Origin of the sequence: Sinomonas sp. B1-1, from assembly GCF_050474465.1 — a bacterium.
GTDB classification, from domain to species: domain Bacteria; phylum Actinomycetota; class Actinomycetes; order Actinomycetales; family Micrococcaceae; genus Sinomonas; species Sinomonas flava.
In genome coordinates, this window is record NZ_JBCHVF010000001.1 from 202550 (window position 1) to 227698 (window position 25149).

Below are 25149 nucleotides of genomic sequence, written 5' to 3' on the forward strand. Positions count from 1 at the left end.
TGTCAGAATGTCACTGGTCGTTTGGTTGAACTGTCATCGAAGCAGGCGCCACACGGCCAGATAGCAAACGAAACGTGCTCCGGGGTCGGTGAAAGTCCGAACCGGCGGTGACAGTCCGCGACCCGGCGGCCCAGCTCATCCGAGCAGGGACGTCGGTTGAGCCGGTGGAATTCCGGCACCGACAGTTAGAGTCTGGATGGGAGAAGCACGTGCAGTGTGCGGTGCGCCGTCATCGGCGGCGCCGCATCTGTCGCAACCCCGGAGCCGCTGCGGTGAAGGAAAAGGAGGTTGCGATGGACTTCATGCAGTGGCTCTTGACAGCGCGGATCCCCCTGACGGGATCCGCCTTCCACGCACGCGAGGTGGGCCTCAGGCCCCGATCCGGCGTCGGGCCCATGACGCGGCACAGCCGGGAGGTGGCCGCGTGAGCGCCCCATCCCCCGAGGACCTTCGCGCGCACTGGGCGGCCGAGGACCTCGCACACATGCAGCGGGCACTCGCGCTCGCATCCCAGGGCGTCAGGGGAGCGAACCCGCTCGTGGGGGCGGTCGCCGTCGGACGCGACGGGACGACACTGGCGACGGGGTACCACCGCGGGGCGGGAACCCCGCACGCCGAGGCTGACGCGATTGCCAACGCCCAGCGCGGCGGGGTGGACCTGGCCGGGTCGACGATGTACGTCACCCTTGAGCCGTGCAACCACACAGGGCGCACCGGGCCCTGCGCACAGGCGATCATCGGTGCTGGTATCGCGCGCGTCGTCTACGCCATCGACGACCCCCACGACATCGCGAGCGGCGGCGCCCGGACGCTGCGCGCTGCGGGTGTCGACGTCGAGTCGGGCGCTCTCGCAGCGGAGTCCGCCGAGCTGAACCGACGCTGGCTCACCGCGGTCGCGGAGCGCCGGCCGTTCGTGACCCTGCACATCGCGCAGACCCTCGACTCGCGGATCGCCGCCGAGGACGGGACGAGCCAGTGGATCACGTGCCCGGAGTCCCTCGCGGACAACCACGCCACGCGCTCGCGCATCGACGCGATCCTCGTGGGAAGCCAGACCGTCGCGGTGGACAACCCGCGGCTCACCGCGCGCGCCGAGGACGGGTCGCTCCTGGCCCACCAGCCGCTGCGCGCCGTCATGGGCCTGCGCGACGTGCCCGAGGACGCAGCCGTGCGCGGGTCCGACGGCCGTTTCGTCCACCTCCGGACCCAGGACCCCACCGAGGCTCTCGAGGAGCTCTTCGCGGCCGGAGTCCGGCACCTCATGGTGGAGGGTGGGTCCCGCGTCATCGCGGCCTTCCTCTCAGCGGGCCTCGTCGACGAGCTCATCGTCTACCAGGCCCCGACGATCCTCGGCTCCGGCAAGAACGCCGTGGCCGACCTCGGCGTCCGCACGCTCGCCGATGCCCAGCACTGGCGCTGGGACGAGGCCGACGGCGGGTCCGTCCGCCGCCTCGGCGCGGACGTCCGCTTCCATCTCGCACCCGCGGCGCCGTCCGCCGCGGACGACAGCTCCAAGGAGACCCACTGATGTTCACCGGAATCATCGCCGAGCGCGGGACCATTGAAGAGGTGCGCTCGGCCGACGGCAGCGCGGTCCTCACGCTCAGCGCGCCGACGCTCGCCCGCGACCTGCCTCTCGGCGGCTCGATCGCCGTCGACGGATGCTGCCTGACAGCCGTGACCAACGACGGCCAGCGCTTCACCGTCGACGTCATGGGGGAGTCCCTCGCCCGCACGACCATCGGCACCCTCAAGGCCGGCGACGCGGTCAACCTCGAGCGCTGCGTCCCAGCGGGCGGCCGTCTCGACGGCCACGTCGTCCAGGGCCACGTCGACGGCGTCGGCGCGCTCATCGAGCGTGAGCCCCAGGCGGCCTGGCACCGGCTGAGGTTCTCCGTGCCGGCCAGCCTCGCGCCCTACATCGCCGAGAAGGGCTCCATCGCGATCGACGGCGTGTCGCTCACCGTCACCGCCGTGAGCCCGGCGGGGGAGAAGGAGCAGTGGTTCGAGGTCGGCCTCATTCCGGCGACCCTTGCCGACACGGGCCTCGGAGCGAAGGCGGTCGGCGCACCCGTCAACCTCGAGGTCGACGTCCTCGCGAAGTACACGGCCCGCCTGCTCTCCTTCTCGCGTGAGGGGGCCCAGCTGTGAGCGCCCCCGCACAGGCCATCCGGCTCGAACCGGTCAGCGCCGCGGTCGACGCCTTCCGCTCGGGGAAGCCCGTCCTCGTGGTCGATGACGAGAACCGCGAGAACGAAGGCGACATCATCTTCGCCGCGCAGCACTCGACGCCAGCGCTCATGGGCTGGACCATCCGCTACAGCTCGGGGGTGGTCTGCGCGCCCATGGACGGTGCGACCGCGGAACGGCTCGCGCTTCCCCCGATGGTGGCCGACAACCAGGACGCCAAGGGAACGGCCTACACCGTCTCCTGCGACCTCATCGGCACGGGCACCGGCATCAGCGCGACCGCGCGGTCCCAGACGGTCGCGGCACTCGCCTCGCCGTCCTCGACGGCCGCCGACTTCAGCCGGCCGGGGCATATATTCCCCCTGCGGGCGGTTGACGGTGGTGTGCTGGCCCGGCCGGGCCACACCGAAGCGGCGGTCGAGCTCTGCCGCCTCGCCGGTCTGGCGCCCGTGGGCGTCATCGCCGAAGTCGTGCACGACGACGGCGAGATGATGAGGCTTCCGGCGCTCCGCGAGTTCGCGGACGCGCACGGCTGCCCGCTCATCTCGATCGAGGAGCTGTCAGCGTTCGTCGCCGCAGGCGGCGGCCGGGGAGGAGTCTCATGACCAAGCGGCATTCCCCCGACGACGTGCACCGACCGCATCCCGTCTCCGGGGGTCCGATCGTGAAGCTGCCCACCGCGTTCGGCGATTTCGTCGCCCAGGCCTGGGTCGACGAGGAGACGGGAGTCGAGCACTTCGCGGTCAGTTCGCCGATGGCGCCTGTGGACGGCACGGCGCCCCTCGTGCGCCTCCACTCCGAATGCCTGACAGGGGACGTCTTCGGCTCGTACCGCTGCGACTGCGGCGAACAGCTTGCCTACGCCCTCGAGAAGATCGGCCAGGAGGGTGGCACACTGCTCTACCTTCGCGGCCAGGAGGGCCGCGGCATCGGCCTGGCCAACAAGATCAAGGCCTACGCCCTGCAGGAGGCCGGCTTCGACACGGTCGAGGCCAACGAGCAGCTCGGCCTGCCCGTCGACGCCCGCTCGTACCGCGCCGCTGCCCAGATCCTCGTCGAGATGGGCCTCACCCGGATCCGGCTCCTGAGCAACAATCCCGACAAGAAGCACCGCCTGGCAGACGCCGGCGTCGTGATCGTGGAGATGGTGCCCACCGAGGTGCCCTCCCGAGCGGAGAACCTCCGCTACCTGCAGACCAAGAAGGACCGCATGGACCACCGCCTCACCCTCGAGGTGCGCGCGGCCACCGGTCCGCGGCGGCAGCGCGCGGCTGACTGACAGCCTCCCCGTCCTTCGACGACCCAGACCACCACACGACAGAAGGAGCCCCACCACGTGAGCGGACACGGCGCCCCCACCCTTTCCCTCGACAATCCCGACCTCGGAGGCCTGAAGCTCGCGATCGTCGCCGCGAGCTGGCACACCCAGATCATGGACGGACTCCTCGACGGCGCCCTGCGCGCGGCCGGCGAGGCCGGCATCGGCTCTCCGACCGTCGTCCGGGTGCCGGGGGCCTTCGAGCTCCCGGTCGCCGCCGCGAAGCTCGCCGCCAGCCACGACGCGGTGGTGGCGCTCGGCGTCGTCATCCGTGGGGGGACGCCGCACTTCGAGTACGTGTGCCAGGCGGCGACGGTGGGCCTGACAGACGTGAGCGTGCGCACCGGGGTCCCCGTCGGGTTCGGCGTGCTCACGTGCGACACCGAGCAGCAGGGGATCGACCGGGCCGGCCTCGAGGGCTCCTCCGAGGACAAGGGCCACGAGGCTGTCACCGCGGCCCTGCTGACCGCCCAGACCCTGCGCGGCGTCTGAGCCCCACGCCTCGGCGCAGGCTGTGGCGTCTCTCACAGGCCGAGGTTCACAGAGCCATCGGGGGGCGGGCGCCCCGTCCGGCTCCAGTAGTCTTGGGTCGTGAAAGATTTCGAGACACTGTTCGCCGAGCTCAGCGAGAAGGCCGAGAAGCGCCCGGCCGGATCGCGCACCGTCGCCGAACTGGAGTCCGGAGTGCACGGCATCGGCAAGAAGATCGTCGAAGAGGCCGCTGAAGTCTGGATGGCTGCCGAGTACGAGTCGGACGAGGCTGCGGCCGAGGAGATCTCCCAGCTCCTCTACCACGTCCAGGTGCTCATGCTGGCCAAGGGGTTCACGCTGCAGGACGTCTACCGTCATCTGTAGCCGCGGCGCCCGCCGAATCCCCGGCGGGCAACCGCGGCGTCAGCCGCCCTCCCCACGTCCACACGCCCAGAAAGCCCCTCAATGCTCCGTGTAGCCGTCCCGAACAAGGGATCCCTGTCCGAAGCCGCCTCGTCGATGCTCTCCGAGGCCGGCTACCGCCAGCGTCGCGAAGGCGGCCGCGAACTCGTCATGGTCGACCCGGACAACGACATCGAGTTCTTCTACCTGCGACCCCGGGACATCGCGGTCTACGTGGGCCGCGGCACCCTCGACGTGGGCATCACCGGCCGCGACCTCCTGCTCGACGCCGAGGTGGAGGCCGAGGAACTGCTCGGCCTCGGCTTCGCCTCCTCGACGTTCCGCTTCGCCGGCCCCGTCGGCCAGTTCACCAAGCTCGAGGACCTCGAGGGGAAGCGGATCGCGACGAGCTACGACGGCCTCGTGCGCCGGTACCTCGGTGAGCGCGGCATCGCCGCGTCCCGCGTGGTCCGGCTGGACGGCGCCGTCGAGTCGTCGGTCCGCCTCGGCGTCGCGGATGCGATCGCCGACGTCGTCGAGACCGGCAGCACGCTCAAGGCCGCCGGCATGGACGTGTTCGGCGAGCCGCTCCTGAAGTCGGAGGCAGTCCTCATCGGCCGCAGCGGGCACAGCCTGCCGGCGATCGACGTGCTCATCCGCCGGCTCCAGGGCGTCCTCGTGGCGCGCCAGTACGTGCTCATGGACTACGACATCCGCAAGGACCTCGTCGAGCTGGCCGCCGCACTCACCCCCGGGCTCGAGTCGCCGACGGTCTCGCCGCTGCGGGACTCCGAATGGGTGGCGGTCCGCTCGATGGTGCCCAAGCGCGAGACGAACCGGATCATGGACGAGCTGTACGACCTCGGCGCCCGCGCCATCCTCGTCAGCAGCATCCACGCCTGCCGCATCTGAGGAAGGACGCCACATGTCTGTTGCCGTCCGCGTGATTCCCTGCCTCGACGTCGACGCCGGGCGCGTTGTCAAGGGGGTCAACTTCCAGGACCTCCGCGACGCCGGCGATCCAGTCGCCCTCGCCCACCGCTACGACAACGGCGGGGCCGACGAGCTCACGTTCCTCGACGTCACCGCGTCCTCGTCCGACCGGCAGACCACCTTCGATGTGGTCCGCCGCACCGCCGAGGAAGTCTTCATCCCGCTCACCGTCGGCGGCGGCGTGCGGGGAGTGGACGACGTCGACCGTCTCCTCCGCGAGGGCGCGGACAAGGCGTCGATCAACACCGCGGCGATCGCCCGGCCTGACGTCATCGACGAGATCACCCGCCACTTCGGCTCGCAGGTCCTCGTCCTCTCCGTCGATGCCCGTCGCGTCCAGGAGGGCACCGTGACGGCGTCCGGCTTCGAGGTCACGACCCACGGCGGTCGCCGGGGAACCGGCATCGACGCCGTGGCGTGGGCCAAGGAGGCGGCGGACCGGGGCGTGGGGGAGATCCTGTTGAACTCGATCGACGCCGACGGCACCAAGGAGGGCTTCGACCTGGAGCTCATCCGGCTCATCCGAGCCGCCGTCAAGGTCCCGATCATCGCCTCGGGCGGTGCCGGTGTGCCCGAGCACTTCCCGCCGGCGATCGAGGCCGGCGCGGACGCCGTGCTCGCCGCGTCGATGTTCCACTTCGGCCCGGACGACATGATCGCCCAGGTGAAGGCAGCCATCCGCGACGCCGGCTTCCCGGTCCGCTAGGCCCCCCGTCCGCTAGGCCTCGGGGCGCGCGCAGGGGCTCACTGCAGCTTCCTGCGGAGCCTTGCGGCGGGGGCCCAGCCCTCGCCGAGGAACGCCGGCACTTCGGCCGGGTCGCCCTCGACGAGCGTGACGAGCCATTCGGCGCCCTCCAGGAAGGCCTGCTCGGCCAGGGCGGAGACGACCGCGGCGCCCAGGCTCCCCTCGGCGTCGTCGACCGCGAACTCGAAGCCGCCCACCGCGGCGACCGAGCTGCCGTAAGCGATCCGGCCCTTGGCCGCCGGCCGGCCGAACACCGTGAGCTCGACGGCGTCGTAAGCACCCAGGGGCGCCTCGGCGATCCCGCCGCCCTCCGGCAGCTTCGGCGGCTGGGGGATGTCGCCCGTCGCGATGGCGAGGAGAGTCGCATCAGCCGCGCCGTCGCCGTCGTGCATCGAGAGGATCGAGCCCGCGGCGCCCGTGGTCGGGGCGATGAGGAGCGCGCCGTTGTCGAACTGCGCTTCCTGGCCGTGGAGCGCGGCAAGCAGAGGGGCGATGGACTCCCAGGAGGGCGAGAAGTCAGTCATGGGACCATCCTGCCACTCCGGACCTGGGTGTCCGGCTCAGTGCCCGAGTTCAGTGGCCGACCTCGGAGCTCGCGAGCAGCGCGACGGCGTCAGGCTGCCCCTCGAACGTCACGAGGGCCTGGGCCGTGCGGCCCGAGGCATGCAGGAGGAGCTCGCCGGGGTCACCCACGATCGCGACCGACACGGCCGCTCGGCGCGCGACGTGACGGGGCCCCGCCGTGCTCACGAGGACGACACCGAGGTCGACGCCGCGGTACAGAAGCGCGGCCCGCTTGATGAGCTCGTCCCACAGCGCGTCCGCGTAGGCAGTGTCGAGAGCCCGGGGTGCCCAGCGGTCGGTGGCACGCCGGACGTCCTCGGTGTGGACGAAGAACTCGGCAAGGTTCGCGGCCTCGTCCACCGCGGCGAGGCGGAGGGGCGACAGGGCCGGCGGTCCGGCCCGGAACGCCGCGACGATCTCCGCGAACCGCTCGGGGGTGGCATTCCTCGCCGCGAGCCGCTCTGTCGCGCGGTCCGACGCGCCGTGCCACGCCGGGACGACGAGGCCGAGGCCCACGCGGGCGCTCCGCTCGCGCAGGTACAGGTGGGCGGCGAGGTGCCGAGTGGCCCAGCCCTCGCAGAGCGTGGGCGCGTCAGGGCCGGCCGCGAGCAGCGTCTCGGCCAGGACTTCGCGCGACAGGTGGCTGAAATGCATCACTGGCGAAACTAGCACGCGCGCGCGAAGCGTGCAGGCGCGCCGCGGGCGGCAGGTCCATCCAGCGGCGCCCACTAGACTTGAGGGGATGTCTGAGCAGAGAACCTCCCCCGTGTCCAGCCCGCTGCCCGCCGACCTCGCCGCGCGCCTGAAGAGGGACGACGCCGGTCTGGTCGCCGCGGTCGTGCAGCAGCACGACACGAACGAGGTGCTCATGGTCGGCTGGATGGACGACGAGGCGCTGAACCGCACGCTCACGACCGGCCGGGTGACCTTCTGGTCGCGTTCGCGTCAGGAGTACTGGCGCAAGGGCGACACGTCGGGCCACGTCCAGTGGGTGAAGTCCGTGGACCTCGACTGCGACGGCGACGCCCTCCTCGTCCGCGTCGACCAGGTCGGCGCCGCGTGCCACACCGGGACGCGGACCTGCTTCGACGGCCGGCGCCTCGACGCCGTCGTCGGCGACGCGTCCTGAAGCCCGCGCCCCACGAACCACGACGGACCCGCGAACCGAAAGCGACACTGCAGCCATGAACGACCTAGGAGCCATCAGCCCCACCCTCGAGGAGTTCCGCGCGGTGGCGGCCCACCGCCGGGTCGTGCCCGTGCGGATGCGCCTCCTCGCGGACGCTGAGACGCCGATCAGCATCTACCGCAAGCTCGCGGACGGCAGACCGGGCACCTTCCTCTTCGAATCCGCCGCGGTCGGCGGCGCGTGGTCGCGGTACTCCTTCGTCGGGGCGGCGTCCCGCGCGACGCTCACGAGCCGCGACGGCGAGGCCCACTGGATCGGGGAGCCGCCGGCCGGGGTGCCGACGTCCGGCAACCCGCTCGAGGCGCTGCGCGACACCGTCGCCGCACTGAGCACCGAGCGGTTCGAGGGCCTGCCGCCGCTGACCTCCGGAATGGTCGGGTTCGTCGGCTGGGAGGCCGTGCGCCGCTGGGAGAAGCTCCTGGCGCCGCCCGAAGACGACATGGACCTCCCCGAGCTCGCGATGAACCTCGTGACCGACCTCGCGGTGCACGACAACGTCGACGGCACAGTGACGCTTGTCGCCAACGCCATCAACTTCGACAACAGCGACGAGCGCGTCGACGAGGCGTGGCAGGACGCGGTGGACCGGCTCGGCCGCATGCTCGAGGCGCTCCTGCGCCCCGCCGACCCCGCACTGAGCGTGCTGGGCCCGGTCGGCGACTACCAGGACAAGGTCATCCACGCGTGGGGCGAGAAGAGCTACCTCGAGGCCATTGCGCGCGGCAAGGAGGCGATCTACGACGGCGACGTGTTCCAGGTCGTCATCTCCCGCCGCTTCGAGCTCGAGTACGACGCGTCGCCGCTGGACGTGTACCGCGTGCTGCGCACCACCAACCCAAGCCCGTACATGTACCTGCTGAGCCTTGTCGACGCGCAGGGCCGCGACTACTCGATCGTGGGATCCTCGCCGGAGGCGCTCGTGACGGTCACCGGGGAGCAGGTCGTCACCCATCCGATCGCCGGCTCCCGCCCGCGCGGAGCCACCGTCGAAGCAGACAAGGCCCTCGCCGACGAGCTGCTCGCGGACGAGAAGGAGCGCGCGGAGCACCTCATGCTCGTGGACCTCGCCCGCAACGACCTCTCCAAGGTCTGCCGGCCCGGCACCGTGGAGGTCAGCGAGTTCATGGCTGTCGAGAAGTTCAGCCACATCATGCACCTCGTCTCGACTGTGGACGGCAAGCTCCGGCCCGACGCGAGCGCCTACGACGTCCTGGCCGCGACCTTCCCCGCGGGCACCCTGTCCGGGGCCCCCAAGCCCCGCGCCCTGCGCCTCCTCGACGAGGTGGAGCCGGTGCGCCGGGGCGTCTACGGCGGGGTGGTCGGATACTTCGACTTCGCAGGGGACATGGACATGGCCATTGCCATCCGGACGGCCCTGCTGCGCGGCGGCCGGGCCTACGTCCAGTCCGGCGGCGGGATCGTCGCCGACTCCGACCCGGCCGCGGAGGCCCAGGAGTCTGTGAACAAGGCGGCGGCGCCCCTGCGGGCCGTGCACACGGCGTCGGCGCTCCGGCCGGCCTCCGCCCCTGCCCCTGTGGAGGCAGGAGCTGACCGTGGCTGACACCGCCGGCAGCCGGCGCGCCGAACGGGGCGCGCCACGATGGGCCCGCAAGCCCATCGTCGTCACGGTCGCCGTCGCGCTCGCGCTGGCGGCGTTCGGCGCGACGACCCAGACCTGGCTGGACGCGGAAGTCCGGGGCGCCGCCGTGCGCACTGCCCACCTCGCTGTGCAGGGGAGCAAGGCCGCCACATCGGTGTCCGCCCTGGCCCTCGTGGGCCTCGCGGGGACGCTGGCCGTGGCGGTCGCGGGACGGATCGGGAGGACCATCTCCGGCGCCATCGTGGTCCTCGCGGGCGTCGGCATCGTGACGGCATGCCTCGCAGTCCTCGCCGACCCGCGGGCCGCCGCCGAGGGCTCGATCGCCCAGGCGACCGGCCTTGCCGGCACCGACGCGGCCGTCGGCCTCACCGCCTTCCCGGCCCTCGCGGCCGCAGCCGGCGCGCTGCTGGCCGCAGCCGGCGTCGTGCTCCTCGTCGCCTCACGCCACTGGCCCACCCGGACGAGGTACGACGCCGCCGTCCCCGGCTCCCGCGGCAGGGCCGCCGCTGGCGGGGGAGGGACGGGCGGCGACGGAAGCCGGTCCGCGGTCGACGGAATCGACGGCTGGGACAGCCTGAGCCGCGGCGAGGACCCCACCGACTGACCCCCTGCCGCGTCCTCGGCGCGCTGCCGGAGGTGGCAGAATGACAGTAGTACCCCGACTTCAGGAGACGAAGAGATGAGCAACACGCGAGCTTCCCAGACCACCACGAACGAGGTCCTCCACGGCGAGGACCTCGGCCACGGCAACAGCCCCGCTGCGTGGACGTGCGTGTTCGTCATGATGCTCGGCGCCATCGTCTCCTGCATCGGGTTCGCGATCGCCAACAGCATCGTGTTCTGGGCCGGCATTGTCGTCATCGCCGCGGGACTCGTCGTCGGCTGGGCCATGAAGAAGGCCGGCTACGGCGTCGGCGGCAGCAAGCTCAAGAACCAGCACTGATGGCCACCGTCCTCGACGAGATCATCGACGGGGTCCGTGAGGACCTCGCCGAGCGTGAACGCCTGCTCCCGGCGGCCGAGGTCCAGGCGGCTGCGGCTGCCCGCCCCGCCGCCCTGGACGCGTGGGCGGCGCTCGGCGGCGGGCAGCCTGCCGGTGAGCTGCGGGTCATCGCCGAGGTCAAGAGGCAGAGCCCGTCGAAGGGCGCCCTCGCGGACATCGCCGACCCCGCCTCGCTCGCGGCCCGGTACGCCGAGGGCGGCGCCTCCGTCATCAGTGTCCTCACCGAGCAGCGCCGCTTCGGGGGCAGCCTCGCCGACCTCGACGCCGTCCGCGCGGCGGTCGGGATCCCGCTCCTGCGCAAGGACTTCACGGTGGAGGAGTACCAGGTCCACGAGGCCCGGGCCCACGGCGCCGACCTCGTGCTGCTCATCGTCGCGGCGCTCGACGACGCGCGGCTCGCGGCCCTGCTCGAGCTGACCCGCTCGCTGGGCATGGAGGCGCTCGTGGAGACCCACACCGAGGACGAGATCGACCGCGCTGCCGCCGTCGGCGCCCGCATTGTGGGCGTCAACGTGCGCAACCTCAAGACGCTCGACGTGGACCGTGGCGTCTTCGGCCGGCTGGCCGACCGCCTTCCCGCCGGCGCCGTGGCCGTCGCGGAGTCCGGAGTGCGCGGCCCTGAGGACGTTGCCTACTATGCGGCGCACGGCGCCGGCACGATCCTCGTGGGCGAGGCGCTCGTCACGCACGGTGACCCTCGGGCCCGCATCCAGGAATTCAAGCGCGCGGGGGCGGCTGCCATCGCCGCCAGGCCGGGCGCGCACTGAGAACACGGCAGGGCCCACGAGGCCGTGCCTGAAGGAAGGTAGGACTGGTGGGCGACACGACGCCAGCGTCAGCCCCGGGCACCGGGGACGCATCCAACGTCAGGACGGACGGAGCGGCCGCCGAGTCGGCTGCTGAAGCCTTCCTGAAGGGAAGCCTGCGCCACGCGCCGGGCCCCTACTTCGGCTCGTACGGCGGGCGATGGATGCCCGAGTCGCTCATCGCGGCGCTCGACGAGCTCGAGGACACCTTCGAGAAGGCCAAGGCGGATCCCGAGTTCCTCGCGGAGATCGCCGAGCTCAACCGCACCTACTCCGGCCGTCCCTCCCTCCTGACGGAGGCGAAGCGGTTCTCGGAGCACGCCGGCGGGGTCCGGGTCTTCCTCAAGCGCGAGGACCTGAACCACACGGGCTCGCACAAGATCAACAACGTCCTCGGCCAGGCGCTCCTGGCGCGGCGCATGGGCAAGACGCGTCTCATCGCCGAGACCGGCGCGGGCCAGCACGGCGTTGCGAGCGCGACCGCGGCCGCGCTGCTCGGCATGGAGTGCGTCGTGTACATGGGGGCGGAGGACTGCCGCCGGCAGGCCCTCAACGTCGCCCGCATGCAGCTCCTCGGGGCCGAGGTCGTGCCCGTCACGAACGGTTCCCAGACCCTCAAGGACGCCATCAACGACGCCCTTCGGGACTGGGTGGCGAACGTCGAGACCACCCACTACCTCCTCGGGACCGCCGCCGGCGCGCACCCGTTCCCCGCCATGGTGCGCTTCTTCCACGAAGTCATCGGCGAGGAGGCCCGAGAGCAGATCCTCGCGCAGACCGGCCGGCTCCCGGACGCCGTGTGCGCCTGCGTGGGCGGCGGGTCCAACGCCATCGGCATCTTCCACGGCTTCCTCGACGACCCGTCGGTGAAGCTCTACGGACTCGAGGCTGGCGGACGCGGAGTCTCCACGGGGCACCACGCCGCGACCATCACGCTCGGCCGCCCCGGGGTGCTCCACGGCGCCCGGACCTACCTCATGCAGGACGAGGACGGCCAGACGGTCGAGTCCGAGTCGATCTCCGCAGGCCTCGACTACCCCGGGGTCGGTCCGGAGCACTCCTACCTGCACGACATCGGCCGGGTGACCTACGAGCCGATCACCGACTCCGAGGCCATGGATGCCTTCAGCCTCCTCTGCCGGACGGAAGGGATCATCCCCGCCATCGAGTCCTCGCACGCCCTCGCGGGAGCCATCAAGGTCGGACAGCGTCTGGCCGCCGAGGGAGGGGACCCCCACGAGAAGATCATCATCGTGAACCTGTCCGGCCGCGGCGACAAGGACGTCCAGACGGCTGCCGAATGGTTCGGGATGCTCGACGAGAACGGCCAGGTCAAGGGAACCACCCTCTCCACGCGGCGCCCGAAGGGCTTCATGCCGCACGGCGGGCAGGACGCGACGGGCGCCGGCGAGGACGACACCGAGGAGGGCATCGCGTGAGCAAGGTCGCCGACGTCATCGACAAGGCCAAGGCGGAGGGACGTGCCGCGCTGGTCGGCTACCTCCCTGCCGGCTACCCAAGCGTCGAGGAGAGCATCGACGCCGCCATCGCGCTCGCCCGCAACGGCGCCGATGTGATCGAGATCGGGATCCCGTACTCCGATCCGGTCATGGACGGCAGCGTCATCCAGGCCGCCACGACCCAGGCCCTCGCGAGCGGCTTCCACGTGGCGCGCGTCTTCGACGTCGTCAGGGCGGTCACCGAGGCCACCGCTGACCTCGGCACTGCGGTGCTGGTCATGACCTATTGGAACCCCGTCATGCGGATGGGCGTCGATGAGTTCGCGCGCCGCCTTGCCGAGGCCGGCGGAGCGGGCCTGATCACGCCGGACCTGATCCCGGACGAGGCCCACGAGTGGATCGAGGTGTCCGACCGGTACGGGCTCGACCGGGTCTTCCTCGTCGCCCCCTCCACCACGCCGGAGCGGATGGCCATGACGGTCGCCGCGACGCGCGGATTCACCTACGCGGTGTCCCTCATGGGCGTCACGGGCGCCCGGACCGCGGTGGACTCGGCTGCACGGAAGGTCGTCGAGTCCGCGAGGGCGGCCGGCGCCGAGCGCGTCTGCGTCGGCCTCGGCGTCTCCAACGCCGAGCATGTGCGCGAGATCGGTGCCTACGCCGACGGCGTCATCGTCGGCACGGCGATCGTCAGCGCGCTGCGCGAAGGCGGCCCCGACGCCGTCGGGAACCTCGCCGCCGAACTGCGCTCCGGGCTCGCGCGCACCGCGACGGCCGGGACCTGAGCGTGCCGTCGGCTCTGGCCGACGCCGCCTCAGCGGTGCCGGCCGTGATCCCGAGCCCCGACTGGTCCGGATTCGACATCCCGCTCCCGTGGGGCGCCCTGCGCATCCACGCCTATGCGCTGTGCATCCTCGCGGGAATCGTCGTCGGGCTCTGGCTCACCGCCAGGCGCTGGAGGGCCCGCGGCGGCAGCACTGACGCTATCTGGGACATCGCCGTCTGGGCGATCCCCGCCGGCATCGTCGGAGGCCGGCTCTACCACGTGTTCTCCTCGCCGGACCGGTACTTTGGGCCCGGCTTCAACGGCACCGGGGACCTCAGCGCGATCCCGCGCGTGTGGGAGGGCGGCCTCGGCATCTGGGGCGCGGTTGCCCTCGGCGCCGTCGGGGCCTGGATCGGCTGCCGGCGCGCGGGCGTGCGCCTCACGGCGTTCGTCGACGCGGCTGCGCCGGGCCTCCTGCTCGCGCAGGCGATCGGGCGCTGGGGCAACTACTTCAACCAGGAGCTCTTCGGCGGCCCCACGGACCTTCCGTGGGGGCTCGAGGTCGATGCGTCCAACCCGAACTTCCCGCCCGGGTACGCTCCCGGCACGCTCTTCCACCCGACGTTCCTCTACGAGTCGCTGTGGAACGTCGCCGGCGTCGTCATCCTCCTCCTGCTCGACCGGCGCCTGCGGTTCCGCGGAGGCCGCCTGTTCTGGCTCTACGCGTGCTACTACACCCTGGGCCGCGTATGGATCGAGGCCATGCGCATCGACGACGCCGAGATGGTCACCCTTGCGGGCATCACCGCCCGTCTCAATGTGTGGACATCGATCCTCGTCTTCGTGGTCTCGCTCGCCGTGTTAATCGTCTTGACGGTGCGCCGCGGCCGCGAGTTCGACGGCCTGGCGCTGCCGGGGCGCGAGGCGGCGGAACCAGCGACGGCGGGTGCTCCCCACGCGCGCGCTTAGCACGGCCGCACCCGCACGCTGCCAGTCATGTCCGGCATGCGGACCATGCCGTCTCGCAATGCGGTGGCGTGATAATCTGGCGGTCAGTCGAGACGGCTCTGACGACCCGCGGCCCGCATCAAAGGCCGCTTGGGAGACGTGAGGAAGCCGACCGGCTGCGGGAGGGGACCGCAGTCGGACCATGCTGGGCCACCGCCCGGACGGCTCGTCCCCACAATGACGTGGATCATCCCGGCTCCGACGGACAGTGCATCGAACGGCCGGCACCGTGTGGCTGTCATGCTGCAGCGTCCTGTGACGCCGGGCAGGGGCCAGCCATACAATTTCCAGTAATCAGCGCCTTGCTGTGCCCACTCGTGCCACAGCATTGCGGGGCCAACGTTGTCCCCTGTCGCGAATCGACCAGGAGGAAGGACGTTCCGTCATGACTCACCCGACCCACGGCGCCGCCGAGCAGGAGTCCGAAAGGGCGCTCTCGCCCTTCGAACGGTTTGCGGCCATGCCCGCCTCTGCCGGCATGTACCGCTCGGACGCCGAGAAGGACGCCTGCGGCCTCGCGATCGTCGCGACGCTGCGCGGCGAAGCCGGGCATGACATCGTCGACGCCGCGCTGCACGCGCTGCGGGCGCTCGAGCACCGCGGCGCCGTCGGCGCCGATGAGGGCACCGGCGACGGCGCGGGCCTCCTCACGCAGCTGCCCGACGCGTTCTTCCGCGCTGTCGTGGACTTCGAGCTGCCGGCCGCCGGCCAGTACGCCGCCGGCATCGCCTTCCTCCCCGCCGAGGAGCGCGAGGCGGCTACTGCGCGCGCCGGCATCGAGGCCCTCGCCGAGGCCGAAGGCCTGAAGGTCTTGGGCTGGCGCACCGTCCCTGTGGTCGCGGAGCTCGTCGGGGCGATGGCCCGGGCGTGCATGCCGCACTTCGAGCAGGTGTTCATCGCCTCGGCGACCGGCGAGGAGCTCGGCCGCAACGACCTCGACGGGCGCGCCTGGCGGATCCGGAAGCGGGCCCAGAACAAGCACGGCGTCTACTTCCCGTCGCTCTCCTCGCGCACGATCGTCTACAAGGGCATGCTCACCACGGCCCAGCTCGAGCCGTTCTACCCGGACCTCTCCGACGACCGTTTCGCCACGAAGCTCGCCATCGTGCACTCGCGCTTCTCCACGAACACGTTCCCGTCCTGGCCGCTCGCGCAGCCCTTCCGGACGATCGCGCACAACGGCGAGATCAACACCGTCAAGGGCAACCGCAACTGGATGCGCGCGCGCCAGTCACAGCTGGGCAGCCCGCTGCTGGGCGACGCCCCCGAGGAGCTGTTCCCCATCTGCACCCCGGGCGCCTCGGACTCGGCGTCGTTCGACGAGGTCGCGGAGCTCCTGTGGCTCTCGGGCCGCCCGATCACGCACTCGATCATGATGATGATCCCCGAGGCGTGGGAGAACCACACCTCGATGGACCCCGCGCGCCGGGCCTTCTACGAGTACCACTCCCTCCTGATGGAGCCGTGGGACGGCCCCGCTGCCGTCTCCTTCACCGATGGCACGGTCGTCGGTGCGACCCTGGACCGCAATGGCCTCCGCCCCTGCCGCTACTGGGTGACCGAGGACGGGCTCGTCGTGTTCGCGTCCGAGGTGGGCGTGGTCGACGTCGTGCCCTCGAAGGTCGTCAAGAAGGGACGTGTCTCGCCCGGCAAGATGTTCGTGGTGGACACCGACGCGGGCCGGATCATCGACGACGAAGAGGTCAAGGCAGAGATCTCCGGCTCGAACCCCTGGGACGAGTGGCTCAAGCAGAACGTGATCCGGCTCGCCGAGCTGCCGGAGCGCGAGCACGTGATCCACACGCCCCAGTCGGTCAACGTCCGCCAGCGCACGTTCGGGTACACGCAGGAGGAGCTCCGCATCCTCGTCGGGCCGATGGCCCGCACGGGCGCCGAACCGATCGGCGCGATGGGCTCGGACACCCCGGTGGCCGTCCTGTCCAAGCGCCCGCGTCTCCTGTTCGACTACTTCGTGCAGTCCTTCGCGCAGGTGACCAATCCGCCGCTCGATGCGATCCGCGAGGAGCTCGTGACGAGCCTCAACGGCGCGATCGGCCCCAACGGCAACCTCCTGAACACGGAGCGCGTCAAGGAGAAGCAGGTCATCCTGCCGTTCCCGGTCATCAACAACGACCAGCTCGCGAAGATCGCGAACATGGAGGCCGAGGCCGGGGAGAACAGAGGGGACCGGATCGCCGTGAAGATCCGCGGCCTCTACCGGCCCGAGGGCGGCGAGGCGGCCCTGCGCGCGCGCCTGACGGAGATCTGCGAGCAGGTCTCGGGCGCGATCAACCGCGGCGTCCAGTACATCGTCCTCTCGGACCGAGACTCGAACGCGCAGTGGGCCCCCATCCCGTCGCTCCTGCTGCTCTCCGCGGTCCACCACCACCTGCTGCGCAGCGCCAACCGCACCAAGACCGCCCTGGTGGTCGAGGCCGGCGACGTGCGCGAGGTGCACCACGTCGCGGTGCTCCTGGGCTACGGGGCGTCCGCCGTGAACCCGTACCTGGCCATGGAGTCCGTCGAGGAGCTCATCCGGTCGGGCGACCTGCCGGGCGTGACCCCCGAGGACGGCGTCTACAACCTCATCAAGGGCCTCGGCAAGGGCGTCCTGAAGATCATGTCCAAGATGGGCATCTCGACCGTCGCGTCGTACTGCGGCGCTCAGACGTTCGAGGCCCTCGGCCTGTCGCAGGACCTCGTGGACGAGTTCTTCGCCGGCACCCACAGCCAGCTCGGCGGCGTCGGGCTCGATGTCATCGCCGCCGAGGTCGCGGCGCGGCACGAGATGGCGTACCCGTCATCAGGTGTCGAGCAGGCCCACCGGCCGCTCCTGAACGGTGGCGAGTACCAGTGGCGCCGGGACGGAGAGCCCCACCTCTTCAACCCCGAGACAGTCTTCCGGCTCCAGCACTCCACGCGCGAGCGCCGGTACGACGTGTTCAAGGCGTACACGAACGGGGTCGACGACCAGTCCAGGAACCTCATGACCCTCCGGGGCCTGCTGCGGTTCAAGGACGGGGTCCGCCCCGCGGTCCCGATCGAAGAGGTCGAACCGGTCTCGAGCATCGTCAAGCGGTTCTCCACGGGTGCCATGAGCTACGGCTCGATCTCCAAGGAAGCCCACGAGACCCTCGCGATCGCGATGAACCGCCTCGGCGGCAAGTCGAACACCGGCGAGGGCGGCGAGGACGTCGACCGCCTGCTGGACCCGGAGCGGCGCTCCGCGATCAAGCAGGTCGCCTCGGGCCGGTTCGGTGTCACGAGCCTCTACCTGACGAACGCCACGGACATCCAGATCAAGATGGCCCAGGGCGCCAAGCCCGGCGAGGGCGGCCAGCTCATGGCCCAGAAGGTCTACCCGTGGGTCGCCCGGACCCGGCACTCGACCCCCGGCGTGGCCCTGATCTCCCCGCCGCCGCACCACGACATCTACTCGATCGAGGACCTCGCCCAGCTCATCTACGACTGCAAGCGGGCCAACCCGAGCGCGCGCGTGCACGTCAAGCTCGTCTCCGAGGTCGGCATCGGCACTGTGGCTGCTGGCGTCACGAAGGCGAAGGCCGACGTCGTGCTCGTCTCCGGGCACGACGGCGGGACCGGCGCCTCGCCGCTGAACTCGCTCAAGCACGCGGGCGTTCCGTGGGAGCTGGGTCTCGCCGAGACGCAGCAGACGCTCATGCTCAATGGGCTCCGAGACCGCGTCGTGGTCCAGGTCGACGGCCAGCTCAAGACCGGCCGCGACGTCGTGATCGCGGCGCTGCTGGGCGCCGAGGAGTACGGCTTCGCGACCGCGCCCCTGGTCGTCTCGGGCTGCATCATGATGCGCGTCTGCCACCTCGACACCTGCCCCGTCGGCGTCGCGACGCAGAATCCCGAGCTCCGGGCGCGCTTCTCGGGCAAGCCGGAGTTCGTGGTGAACTTCTTCGAGTTCATCGCCGAGGAGATCCGGGAGATCCTCGCCGAGCTCGGCTTCCGCTCGCTCGAAGAGGCGATCGGCCACTCCGAGTTCCTGGACACGCGCCAGGCCATCGACCACTGGAAGGCGGAGGGGCTGGACCTCTCGCCCATCCTGACCGGCCTCGACTTCGACGAGGACGCCCCGCTGCGCAACATGACGGGGCAGAACCACGAGCTCGAGAAGCACTTCGATGCGCAGCTCATCGAGATGTCGGCGGATGCCCTCAACGACCGTAGCCCGGTCAAGATCAGCCTCCCCGTGGTGAACACCGACCGCTCGGTAGGAACGATGCTCGGGCACGCGGTCACGAAGGCGTTCGGCACCGACACCCTCGCGACGGACACGATCGACATCACCCTCACCGGCACGGCCGGACAGTCCCTCGGGGCCTTCCTGCCGGCAGGGATCACCCTGCGCCTCTTCGGCGACTCGAACGACTACGTCGGCAAGGGCCTGTCCGGCGGCCGGGTGATCGTCCGTCCCGACCGCACGAACGTGTTCCCCGCGGAGCGCAACGTGATCGCGGGCAACGTCATCGGCTACGGCGCGACGAGCGGCGAGCTGTTCCTGCGCGGTCAGGTGGGCGAGCGGTTCCTCGTGCGCAACTCGGGCGCCACCGCCGTCGTCGAGGGCATCGGCGACCACGGCTGCGAGTACATGACGGGTGGCCAGGCGCTCATTCTCGGACGCACGGGGCGCAACTTCGGCGCCGGCATGTCCGGGGGAACCGCCTTCGTCCTCGACCTCAAGCCCGAGCGCGTCAACAAGCAGGCCCTCGACGCCGGAGAGCTCACGCTCCTGGCGCTCGACGACGAGGACCGCGACATCGTGCGCGCCCTCCTCGCAAAGCACATCGAGGAGACCGAGTCGGCCCTTGCCCAGCGGCTGCTCGAGAACTTCGACGACACGGCGGCGAGGATCACGAAGGTCCTCCCGCGCGACTACGCAGCAGTCCTGCAGACCCGTCTGGCCGCCCTCGACGAGGGGCTGGACCCAGACGGCGAAGAAGTTTGGTCTCGCATCCTGGAGGTGACCGGTGGCTGACCCACGCGGATTCCTGAAAGTCCGGCAGCGTGAGACGCAGCCGCGGCGCCCCGTTCCCGTCCGCATCATGGACTGGAAGGAAGTCTACGAAGCCCAGGAGAAGGGCGTCCTCAAGCGCCAGGCTGGCCGCTGCATGGACTGCGGCGTGCCGTTCTGCCACCACGGCTGCCCCCTCGGCAACCTCATCCCCGAGTGGAACGACCTGACGTGGCGCGGGAAGGGTGCAGACGCCTCCGAGCGCCTGCACGCGACCAACAACTTCCCGGAGTTCACCGGGCGGCTGTGCCCCGCTCCCTGTGAGAGCTCGTGCGTCCTCGGCATCAACCAGCCCGCGGTGACGATCAAGCAGATCGAGGTCTCGATCGCCGAGGAGGCCTTCGGCGAGGGCTGGGTCGAGCCGCTTCCTCCGGCGCGCCTCACGGGCAAGACGGTCGCCGTCGTCGGCTCGGGCCCCGCAGGGCTCGCCGCGGCGCAGCAGCTCACCCGGGTCGGGCACACGGTGGCGGTGTACGAGCGCGACGACAAGATCGGCGGCCTCCTGCGCTACGGCATCCCCGACTTCAAGATGGAGAAGGAGGTGCTGGACCGCCGCCTCGCCCAGATGAAGGCCGAGGGGACGCGGTTCCGCACCGGCGTGGCCGTCGGCCAGGACGTGAGCTGGGACCAGCTCCGCCGCCGGTACGACGCCGTCGTGGTCGCGACCGGCGCGACTGTCCCGCGGGATCTGGCGATCCCCGGGCGCGAGCTGGACGGCGTCCACTTCGCGATGGACTACCTCGTGCAGGCCAACCGGGTCTGCGCCGGGGAGACCGTACCGGACCAGATCGATGCGCGCGGCAAGCACGTCGTCATCCTCGGCGGCGGCGACACCGGGGCGGACTGCATCGGCACGGCGCACCGCCAGCAGGCGGCGTCCGTGACCACGCTCGCCATCGGCAAGCAGCCTCCGTCCGAGCGTCCCGCGCACCAGCCCTGGCCCATGTTCCCGAACCTCTTCGAGGTGGCCAGCGCCCACGAGGAAGGCGGTGAGCGCACCTATCTCGCGTCGACCGTCGAGTTCGTGGGGGAGAACGGGCGCCTCACGGGCCTCAAGGTCGCCGAGACCGAGTACGTCGACGGGAAGCGCCTTCCGAAGGCCGGCACCGAGCGGGTCATCCCGGCCGACCTCGTCTTCCTCGCGCTCGGCTTCACCGGGGCCGAGCCGGCGGGCCTCACGGAGCAGGTCAGCGCGCCCTTCGACGCCCGCGGCAACGTGGCGCGCGATGCCTCGTACATGACCGAGGTCCCCGGCATCTTCGTTGCCGGCGATGCCGGTCGTGGCCAGTCGCTCATCGTGTGGGCGATCGCCGAGGGCCGCGCTGCGGCCGCCGCCGTCGACCGGCACCTCATGGGCACGACCAGCCTTCCCGCTCCGGTCGCCCCCACGGACCGCGCCATCGCCGTCCTGTAGACATCAGGCGGGGTGGGCACGCCCGCTCCGCCTGTCCTTCCTGCTTGCTTTACCCCGACTGTTCACCCCTCTGCTCCCGACGCAGAATCCGCTCGACACTAGGGTTAGGTATATGAGACGCGCGAAGATCGTGGCAACCTTCGGCCCGGCCATCTCCACGTATGAGAAGACACTCGCCGTGATCGAGGCAGGTGTGGATGTGGCTCGCATGAACATGAGCCACGGCGACTACTCGGTGCACGACATCACCTACGAGAACGTCCGCAAGGCCTCCGCCGAGCTCGGCAAGGCGGTCGGCATCATGGCAGACCTCCAGGGGCCCAAGATCCGCCTCGGACGGTTCTCCGACGGGCCGCACGAGCTCTCCGTGGGCGATGTCTTCACCATCACCACCGAAGACGTGCCCGGCACGAAGGACATCTGCTCGACCACCCTCAAGAGCCTCACCGAGGACGTCAAGGTCGGCGACACCCTCCTGATCGACGACGGCAAGGTCGCGCTGCGCGCGACCGCGGTCGACGACGTCAAGGTCGTCACCGAGGTCACGGTCGGCGGAACCGTGTCCAACAACAAGGGCATCAACCTCCCTGGCGTCGCCGTCAACGTTCCCGCCCTGAGCGAGAAGGACGAGGGCGACCTGCGATGGGCCCTCAAGCGCGGCGTCGACTACGTCGCCCTGTCGTTCGTCCGCGACGCCAGCGACATCCGCCGTGTGCACGAGATCATGGAGGAGGAGGGCCGCCGCGCCCCCGTCATCGCCAAGATCGAGAAGCCGCAGGCCGTGGACCAGCTGCACGAGATCATCGACGCGTTCGACGCCATCATGGTCGCGCGCGGCGACCTCGGAGTCGAGCTGCCGCTCGAGCAGGTTCCGCTCGTGCAGAAGCGGGCCATCGAGCTTGCGCGGCGCTGGGCCAAGCCCGTGATCGTCGCAACCCAGGTCCTCGAATCGATGATCGACAGCCCGCGCCCCACGCGTGCCGAGGCCTCTGACTGCGCGAACGCGGTGCTCGACGGCGCCGACGCGGTCATGCTCTCGGGCGAGACGAGCGTGGGCGCGTACCCGATTGAGACTGTCAAGACGATGGCGAAGATCATCGAGTCCACGGAGGAGCACGGGCTTGAGCGCGTCCCGCCGCTCGGCTCCCAGCCCAAGACGCGCGGAGGGGCGATCACCCGCGCCGCCGTCGCGATCGCGGACCAGCTGGATGCGAAGTACATCTGCACCTTCACCCAGTCCGGCGACTCGGCGCGCCGCCTGAGCCGTCTGCGGCCGCAGAAGCCGGTCTTCGCCTTCACGCCGCTGACGTCCACGCTGAACATCCTGAGCCTGTGCTGGGGCATCCAGCCCCGGATGGTGGACTTCGCGGCCCACACCGACCAGATGATCGCGCAGGTGGACGAGTACCTCCTGCGTGCAGGCCTTGCCACGCCCAACGACCTGGTCGTCGTCGCGGCCGGATCCCCTCCCGGGGTCGCGGGCTCGACCAACGCGCTGCGGGTGCACAAGGTGGGAGACCTTGCCGACGCCGGCCAGCTCCTCGAGGGTGCCGCGGCGCCTGCCCGCGAACAGGTCGGTCCGTGGCCGCTCCCGACGGAGCCGCGCCGCGAGTCCATCTGACGGCAGGGAGAGCGCAAGCTGCAGCGAAGGGCGGCACCCGGGACCGGGTGCCGCCCTTTGCTGTGTCTGGGTGGGTCTAGCTGACCTGGTTGATGATCGTCTCGGCGACCTCGCGCATGCTGAGCCGGCGGTCCATCGAGGTCTTCTGGATCCAGCGGAACGCCTCGGGCTCGGTCAGGCCCATCTTGGTGATGAGCAGGCTCTTGGCACGCTCGACGAGCTTGCGGGTGGCGAACTGCTCCTTCAGGTCCGTCACCTCCGCCTCGAGGGCCTTGATCTCCTCGTGGCGCGAGAGCGCGATCTCGATCGCGGGGATGAGGTCGTTCGGGGTGAACGGCTTGACCACGTACGCCATGGCCCCGGCGTCGCGAGCGCGCTCGACGAGCTCCTTCTGGCTGAAGGCGGTGAGCAGTACGACGGGGGAGATGCGTGCCTTGACGATCCTCTCGGCGGCGGTGATGCCGTCCATGACGGGCATCTTGACGTCCATGAGCACGAGGTCGGGCTTGAGCTCCTCGGCGAGCTGCACGGCGCGCTCGCCATTGTCCGCCTCGGCCACGACGTCGAAGCCCTCGCCGCGGAGGATCTCGATGATGTCGAGCCGGATGAGGGTCTCGTCCTCGGCGACGACGACGCGGCGCGCCGTCGCGGAGGCCGCCCTCTCTGGGGAAGGGGCTGCCTGGGGGGTCTTGTCGGACACGCGGGCTCCTCGGGGTCAGGGGATACTCTGACGTCGATCCTACCGGCGCGCGGCCTGACTCCGCTTCCCTGTGGGAGGGGATGGCCGGGCAGCGCCGGGAAGGCCCGGAGCAGGTAGAGTTGTCGGGCAGGCCCGAGTGGCGGAATTGGCAGACGCGCCGCCCTCAAAATGCGGTATCGAAAGGTGTGTGGGTTCGAGTCCCACCTCGGGCACGTCCAGCGCGGGCCCCGGCAGTGAGCCGGGGCCCGCACTCGTCTGTCGGCGCGGGGCCCGCAGTGGCGCGCTAGGATGGCTAGGCTGCAGCCCAGCCGCCGCGTCAAGTCCTTTGACGCGAACTGTTCATGAACGTACCGTGAACACGGGCGATCCACGGGCTCCTTTCCCTGACCTCAACCCCGAAGGGCACTGCGGGTGGACATCACCGCCATGATCGTGCTGGTCATCGTACTGGCGCTCTTCTTCGACTTCACCAACGGCTTCCACGACACCGCCAACGCGATGGCCACGCCGATCGCGACCGGTGCGATCACCCCGCGCAAGGCCGTCGCACTGGCTGCCGTGCTGAACCTCGTGGGCGCCTTCCTCTCGACAGAGGTGGCCAAGACCATCTCCGGCGGCCTCATCAGGGAGGGGGAACAGGGCATCCACATCACCCCCGAAGTCATCTTCGCCGGCCTCATGGGCGCCGTCATGTGGAACATGTTCACATGGCTCCGCGGGCTCCCGTCGAGCTCGTCCCACGCGCTGTTCGGTGGCCTCATCGGTGCAGCGGTCGTCGGCATGGGCCTGCACGCCGTGAACTTCGAGACCCTCGTGGCGAAGGTCATCCTCCCCGCCGTTGCGGCCCCCATCATCGCGGGCTTCGCCGCCTGGCTCACGACGCGCATGGCGTACGCGCTCACGGCACGCCGCGACGCCGAGGGAAGCAAACTGCGGCAGGGGCGGGGAACCTTCCGCGTGGGCCAGGTCTTCACCTCGAGCCTCGTGGCCCTGTCCCATGGCACGAACGACGCGCAGAAGACGATGGGCATCATCACGCTGGTCCTCATCGCCGGCGGCGAGCAGCAGGTCGGGACCGGTCCTCAGCTCTGGGTCATCGCGGCATGTGCCGCCGCGATCGCCGTCGGAACGTACGCGGGCGGTTGGAGGATCATCCGCACGCTGGGCACCGGGCTGACAGAGGTCCGGCCCGCCCAGGGCTTCTCGGCCGAATCGAGCACCGCGGCGGCGATCCTCGCCTCGTCCCACCTCGGCTTCGCGCTCTCCACGACCCAGGTCGCCTCCGGCTCGGTGATCGGCTCCGGCCTGGGCAGGCGCGGCACGAGCGTCCGCTGGGGAACCGCGGGGAGGATTGCGCTCGGCTGGGTCCTGACGCTGCCCGCCGCGGCCCTCGTGGGCGGCCTGGCTGCCCTGCTGATCGCTCTCGGCACGCCCGGAGTGCTCGTCACCGCCATCCTCGGCACCATCGCTGTCGTGTGGATGTTCGTCGTCTCCCAGCGCCAGAAGGTGGCGCACCACAACGTGGTCGAGGTCGAGGAGGCCGGCGAAGCCGTGGCCTTCACGCGCCGAAAGCGCCGCCGCTTCACCTCGAGGGGGACCGCATGAGCATCAAGTGGGCTGAGCTCGCCGTCGTCGCGCTGGCCACCGTGGTGGGCTCCGGCGTCGTCGTCCTCCTCTACTCGCTCGGCGTCCGGCTCTCCGCCGTCGCGGGGGACCGCCCCCAGGGCGGAGGCCTGCCGCGCGCGGCCGCCGCGGTGTGCTTCGCGCTGTGCGGGGCGGCGGTGCTCTTCGGGATCTACCTGATCATCCCGTACTTCCACTCCTGAGCCCCGCCGTGCGGACCGGCGGATAGGCTGGG

General features: G+C 70.8%; 24 protein-coding genes, 1 tRNA gene, 1 pseudogene and 1 riboswitch. Of the genes and pseudogenes, 23 read left to right on the forward strand and 3 right to left on the reverse strand.

Features of this window, described 5'->3' with window-relative positions:
• Positions 1 to 71: 71 nt before the first annotated feature.
• A riboswitch (FMN riboswitch) is annotated at positions 72 to 212 on the forward strand.
• 81 nt (positions 213 to 293) lie between these two features.
• The 9 genes from ACQ5BE_RS00940 (at position 294) to hisF (ending at position 6080) form a co-directional block, all read left to right on the forward strand.
• On the forward strand, positions 294 to 428 hold the full coding sequence (locus tag ACQ5BE_RS00940) for a hypothetical protein (RefSeq protein ID WP_430295097.1): 135 nt from the start codon (positions 294 to 296) through the stop codon (positions 426 to 428).
• A 56-nt stretch (positions 429 to 484) separates the two neighbouring features.
• Complete coding sequence (gene ribD / locus ACQ5BE_RS00945; protein ID WP_430295743.1) at positions 485 to 1528, forward strand: bifunctional diaminohydroxyphosphoribosylaminopyrimidine deaminase/5-amino-6-(5-phosphoribosylamino)uracil reductase RibD; 1044 nt, start codon at positions 485 to 487, stop codon at positions 1526 to 1528.
• Complete coding sequence (locus ACQ5BE_RS00950) at positions 1528 to 2151, forward strand: riboflavin synthase (RefSeq protein WP_413250756.1); 624 nt, start codon at positions 1528 to 1530, stop codon at positions 2149 to 2151. Before ribD ends, ACQ5BE_RS00950 begins: the two co-directional genes overlap by 1 nt.
• Positions 2148 to 2795 carry a 3,4-dihydroxy-2-butanone-4-phosphate synthase gene (gene ribB, locus ACQ5BE_RS00955; protein ID WP_430295098.1) on the forward strand — a complete coding sequence of 216 codons (648 nt, stop codon included), beginning with the start codon at positions 2148 to 2150 and terminating at the stop codon, positions 2793 to 2795. The genes ACQ5BE_RS00950 and ribB overlap by 4 nt, the downstream gene beginning before the upstream one ends.
• Positions 2792 to 3469, forward strand: coding sequence for a GTP cyclohydrolase II (gene ribA, locus ACQ5BE_RS00960; RefSeq protein WP_430295099.1), 678 nt, complete (start codon positions 2792 to 2794; stop codon positions 3467 to 3469). The genes ribB and ribA overlap by 4 nt, the downstream gene beginning before the upstream one ends.
• A 57-nt stretch (positions 3470 to 3526) precedes the next feature.
• Positions 3527 to 4000, forward strand: coding sequence for a 6,7-dimethyl-8-ribityllumazine synthase (gene ribH / locus ACQ5BE_RS00965; protein WP_430295100.1), 474 nt, complete (start codon positions 3527 to 3529; stop codon positions 3998 to 4000).
• A 99-nt stretch (positions 4001 to 4099) separates the two neighbouring features.
• Positions 4100 to 4363 carry a phosphoribosyl-ATP diphosphatase gene (locus ACQ5BE_RS00970; RefSeq protein WP_208712433.1) on the forward strand — a complete coding sequence of 88 codons (264 nt, stop codon included), beginning with the start codon at positions 4100 to 4102 and terminating at the stop codon, positions 4361 to 4363.
• A gap of 81 nt (positions 4364 to 4444) precedes the next feature.
• A complete protein-coding gene (hisG, locus tag ACQ5BE_RS00975; RefSeq protein ID WP_430295101.1) occupies positions 4445 to 5293 on the forward strand; it encodes an ATP phosphoribosyltransferase in 849 nt (282 codons plus the stop codon).
• Between the two features lie 13 nt (positions 5294 to 5306).
• The gene (gene hisF, locus ACQ5BE_RS00980) at positions 5307 to 6080 is read left to right on the forward strand and encodes an imidazole glycerol phosphate synthase subunit HisF (RefSeq protein ID WP_430295102.1); all 774 of its coding nucleotides are present in this window, start codon (positions 5307 to 5309) and stop codon (positions 6078 to 6080) included.
• Positions 6081 to 6118: 38 nt separating this feature from the next.
• On the opposite strand, the gene ACQ5BE_RS00985 is transcribed toward hisF, so the two are convergent.
• Complete coding sequence (locus ACQ5BE_RS00985; protein WP_430295103.1) at positions 6119 to 6643, reverse strand: hypothetical protein; 525 nt, start codon at positions 6641 to 6643, stop codon at positions 6119 to 6121.
• A 49-nt stretch (positions 6644 to 6692) separates the two neighbouring features.
• A complete protein-coding gene (locus tag ACQ5BE_RS00990) occupies positions 6693 to 7337 on the reverse strand; it encodes a TIGR03085 family metal-binding protein (protein ID WP_430295104.1) in 645 nt (214 codons plus the stop codon).
• An 88-nt stretch (positions 7338 to 7425) separates the two neighbouring features.
• On the opposite strand from ACQ5BE_RS00990, the gene hisI reads away from it, so the two are divergent.
• From hisI to pyk, 11 genes and pseudogenes are all read left to right on the forward strand, one after another.
• Entirely contained in the window at positions 7426 to 7812 is a 387-nt protein-coding gene (hisI, locus tag ACQ5BE_RS00995; protein WP_344297924.1) for a phosphoribosyl-AMP cyclohydrolase, read from the forward strand.
• Positions 7813 to 7867: 55 nt separating this feature from the next.
• Positions 7868 to 9433 (forward strand): anthranilate synthase component I, encoded by a 1566-nt coding sequence (locus ACQ5BE_RS01000; protein ID WP_430295105.1) that lies wholly within the window; start codon positions 7868 to 7870, stop codon positions 9431 to 9433.
• Positions 9426 to 10076 carry a Trp biosynthesis-associated membrane protein gene (locus ACQ5BE_RS01005; RefSeq protein WP_430295106.1) on the forward strand — a complete coding sequence of 217 codons (651 nt, stop codon included), beginning with the start codon at positions 9426 to 9428 and terminating at the stop codon, positions 10074 to 10076. The genes ACQ5BE_RS01000 and ACQ5BE_RS01005 overlap by 8 nt, the downstream gene beginning before the upstream one ends.
• A 75-nt stretch (positions 10077 to 10151) precedes the next feature.
• Complete coding sequence (locus ACQ5BE_RS01010; protein ID WP_344297930.1) at positions 10152 to 10415, forward strand: HGxxPAAW family protein; 264 nt, start codon at positions 10152 to 10154, stop codon at positions 10413 to 10415.
• Positions 10415 to 11242, forward strand: a complete 828-nt coding sequence (gene trpC / locus ACQ5BE_RS01015) for an indole-3-glycerol phosphate synthase TrpC (protein WP_430295107.1) — start codon at positions 10415 to 10417, stop codon at positions 11240 to 11242. The genes ACQ5BE_RS01010 and trpC overlap by 1 nt, the downstream gene beginning before the upstream one ends.
• Before the next feature lie 143 nt (positions 11243 to 11385).
• Positions 11386 to 12720, forward strand: coding sequence for a tryptophan synthase subunit beta (gene trpB / locus ACQ5BE_RS01020; RefSeq protein ID WP_430295745.1), 1335 nt, complete (start codon positions 11386 to 11388; stop codon positions 12718 to 12720).
• Positions 12717 to 13526: a tryptophan synthase subunit alpha gene (gene trpA, locus ACQ5BE_RS01025; RefSeq protein ID WP_430295108.1), complete on the forward strand. Its 810-nt coding sequence runs from the start codon at positions 12717 to 12719 to the stop codon at positions 13524 to 13526. Before trpB ends, trpA begins: the two co-directional genes overlap by 4 nt.
• A gap of 2 nt (positions 13527 to 13528) precedes the next feature.
• Positions 13529 to 14438: pseudogene (gene lgt / locus ACQ5BE_RS01030) on the forward strand (prolipoprotein diacylglyceryl transferase); the annotation flags it as partial.
• 462 nt (positions 14439 to 14900) lie between these two features.
• Positions 14901 to 19520, forward strand: coding sequence for a glutamate synthase large subunit (gltB, locus tag ACQ5BE_RS01035; RefSeq protein ID WP_430295109.1), 4620 nt, complete (start codon positions 14901 to 14903; stop codon positions 19518 to 19520).
• Positions 19513 to 20970: a glutamate synthase subunit beta gene (locus tag ACQ5BE_RS01040; RefSeq protein ID WP_430295110.1), complete on the forward strand. Its 1458-nt coding sequence runs from the start codon at positions 19513 to 19515 to the stop codon at positions 20968 to 20970. The genes gltB and ACQ5BE_RS01040 overlap by 8 nt, the downstream gene beginning before the upstream one ends.
• Positions 20971 to 21082: 112 nt before the next feature.
• Entirely contained in the window at positions 21083 to 22591 is a 1509-nt protein-coding gene (gene pyk / locus ACQ5BE_RS01045) for a pyruvate kinase (protein WP_430295111.1), read from the forward strand.
• 76 nt (positions 22592 to 22667) lie between these two features.
• Here pyk and ACQ5BE_RS01050 read toward each other — a convergent pair whose 3' ends face one another.
• Entirely contained in the window at positions 22668 to 23291 is a 624-nt protein-coding gene (locus ACQ5BE_RS01050) for an ANTAR domain-containing response regulator (protein WP_430295112.1), read from the reverse strand.
• 130 nt (positions 23292 to 23421) lie between these two features.
• Here ACQ5BE_RS01050 and ACQ5BE_RS01055 point away from each other — a divergent pair.
• The 3 genes from ACQ5BE_RS01055 to ACQ5BE_RS01065 all read left to right on the forward strand — a co-directional run bounded on the left by ACQ5BE_RS01055 (position 23422) and on the right by ACQ5BE_RS01065 (position 25117).
• Positions 23422 to 23503: transfer RNA gene (locus ACQ5BE_RS01055), tRNA-Leu, on the forward strand.
• A 199-nt stretch (positions 23504 to 23702) separates the two neighbouring features.
• Positions 23703 to 24896 (forward strand): inorganic phosphate transporter, encoded by a 1194-nt coding sequence (locus tag ACQ5BE_RS01060; RefSeq protein WP_430295113.1) that lies wholly within the window; start codon positions 23703 to 23705, stop codon positions 24894 to 24896.
• A 2-nt stretch (positions 24897 to 24898) separates the two neighbouring features.
• Positions 24899 to 25117: a hypothetical protein gene (locus ACQ5BE_RS01065; RefSeq protein ID WP_430295747.1), complete on the forward strand. Its 219-nt coding sequence runs from the start codon at positions 24899 to 24901 to the stop codon at positions 25115 to 25117.
• The last annotated feature ends 32 nt before the right edge of the window (positions 25118 to 25149 follow it).

What these genes read in the sequence shown, in the direction of transcription:
- hisI (WP_344297924.1), top strand. Translation starts at nt 7,426, where the DNA reads ATGTCTGAGCAGAGAACCTCCCCCGTGTCCAGCCCGCTGCCCGCCGAC.
- pyk (WP_430295111.1), top strand. Translation starts at nt 21,083, where the DNA reads ATGAGACGCGCGAAGATCGTGGCAACCTTCGGCCCGGCCATCTCCACG.
- ACQ5BE_RS00940 (WP_430295097.1), top strand. Translation starts at nt 294, where the DNA reads ATGGACTTCATGCAGTGGCTCTTGACAGCGCGGATCCCCCTGACGGGA.
- trpC (WP_430295107.1), top strand. Translation starts at nt 10,415, where the DNA reads ATGGCCACCGTCCTCGACGAGATCATCGACGGGGTCCGTGAGGACCTC.
- hisF (WP_430295102.1), top strand. Translation starts at nt 5,307, where the DNA reads ATGTCTGTTGCCGTCCGCGTGATTCCCTGCCTCGACGTCGACGCCGGG.
- ribD (WP_430295743.1), top strand. Translation starts at nt 485, where the DNA reads ATGCAGCGGGCACTCGCGCTCGCATCCCAGGGCGTCAGGGGAGCGAAC.
- hisG (WP_430295101.1), top strand. Translation starts at nt 4,445, where the DNA reads ATGCTCCGTGTAGCCGTCCCGAACAAGGGATCCCTGTCCGAAGCCGCC.
- ACQ5BE_RS00985 (WP_430295103.1), bottom strand. Translation starts at nt 6,643, where the DNA reads ATGACTGACTTCTCGCCCTCCTGGGAGTCCATCGCCCCTCTGCTTGCC.
- gltB (WP_430295109.1), top strand. Translation starts at nt 14,901, where the DNA reads ATGACTCACCCGACCCACGGCGCCGCCGAGCAGGAGTCCGAAAGGGCG.
- ribA (WP_430295099.1), top strand. Translation starts at nt 2,792, where the DNA reads ATGACCAAGCGGCATTCCCCCGACGACGTGCACCGACCGCATCCCGTC.
- ACQ5BE_RS00950 (WP_413250756.1), top strand. Translation starts at nt 1,528, where the DNA reads ATGTTCACCGGAATCATCGCCGAGCGCGGGACCATTGAAGAGGTGCGC.
- ACQ5BE_RS00990 (WP_430295104.1), bottom strand. Translation starts at nt 7,337, where the DNA reads ATGCATTTCAGCCACCTGTCGCGCGAAGTCCTGGCCGAGACGCTGCTC.
- ACQ5BE_RS01000 (WP_430295105.1), top strand. Translation starts at nt 7,868, where the DNA reads ATGAACGACCTAGGAGCCATCAGCCCCACCCTCGAGGAGTTCCGCGCG.
- ACQ5BE_RS01010 (WP_344297930.1), top strand. Translation starts at nt 10,152, where the DNA reads ATGAGCAACACGCGAGCTTCCCAGACCACCACGAACGAGGTCCTCCAC.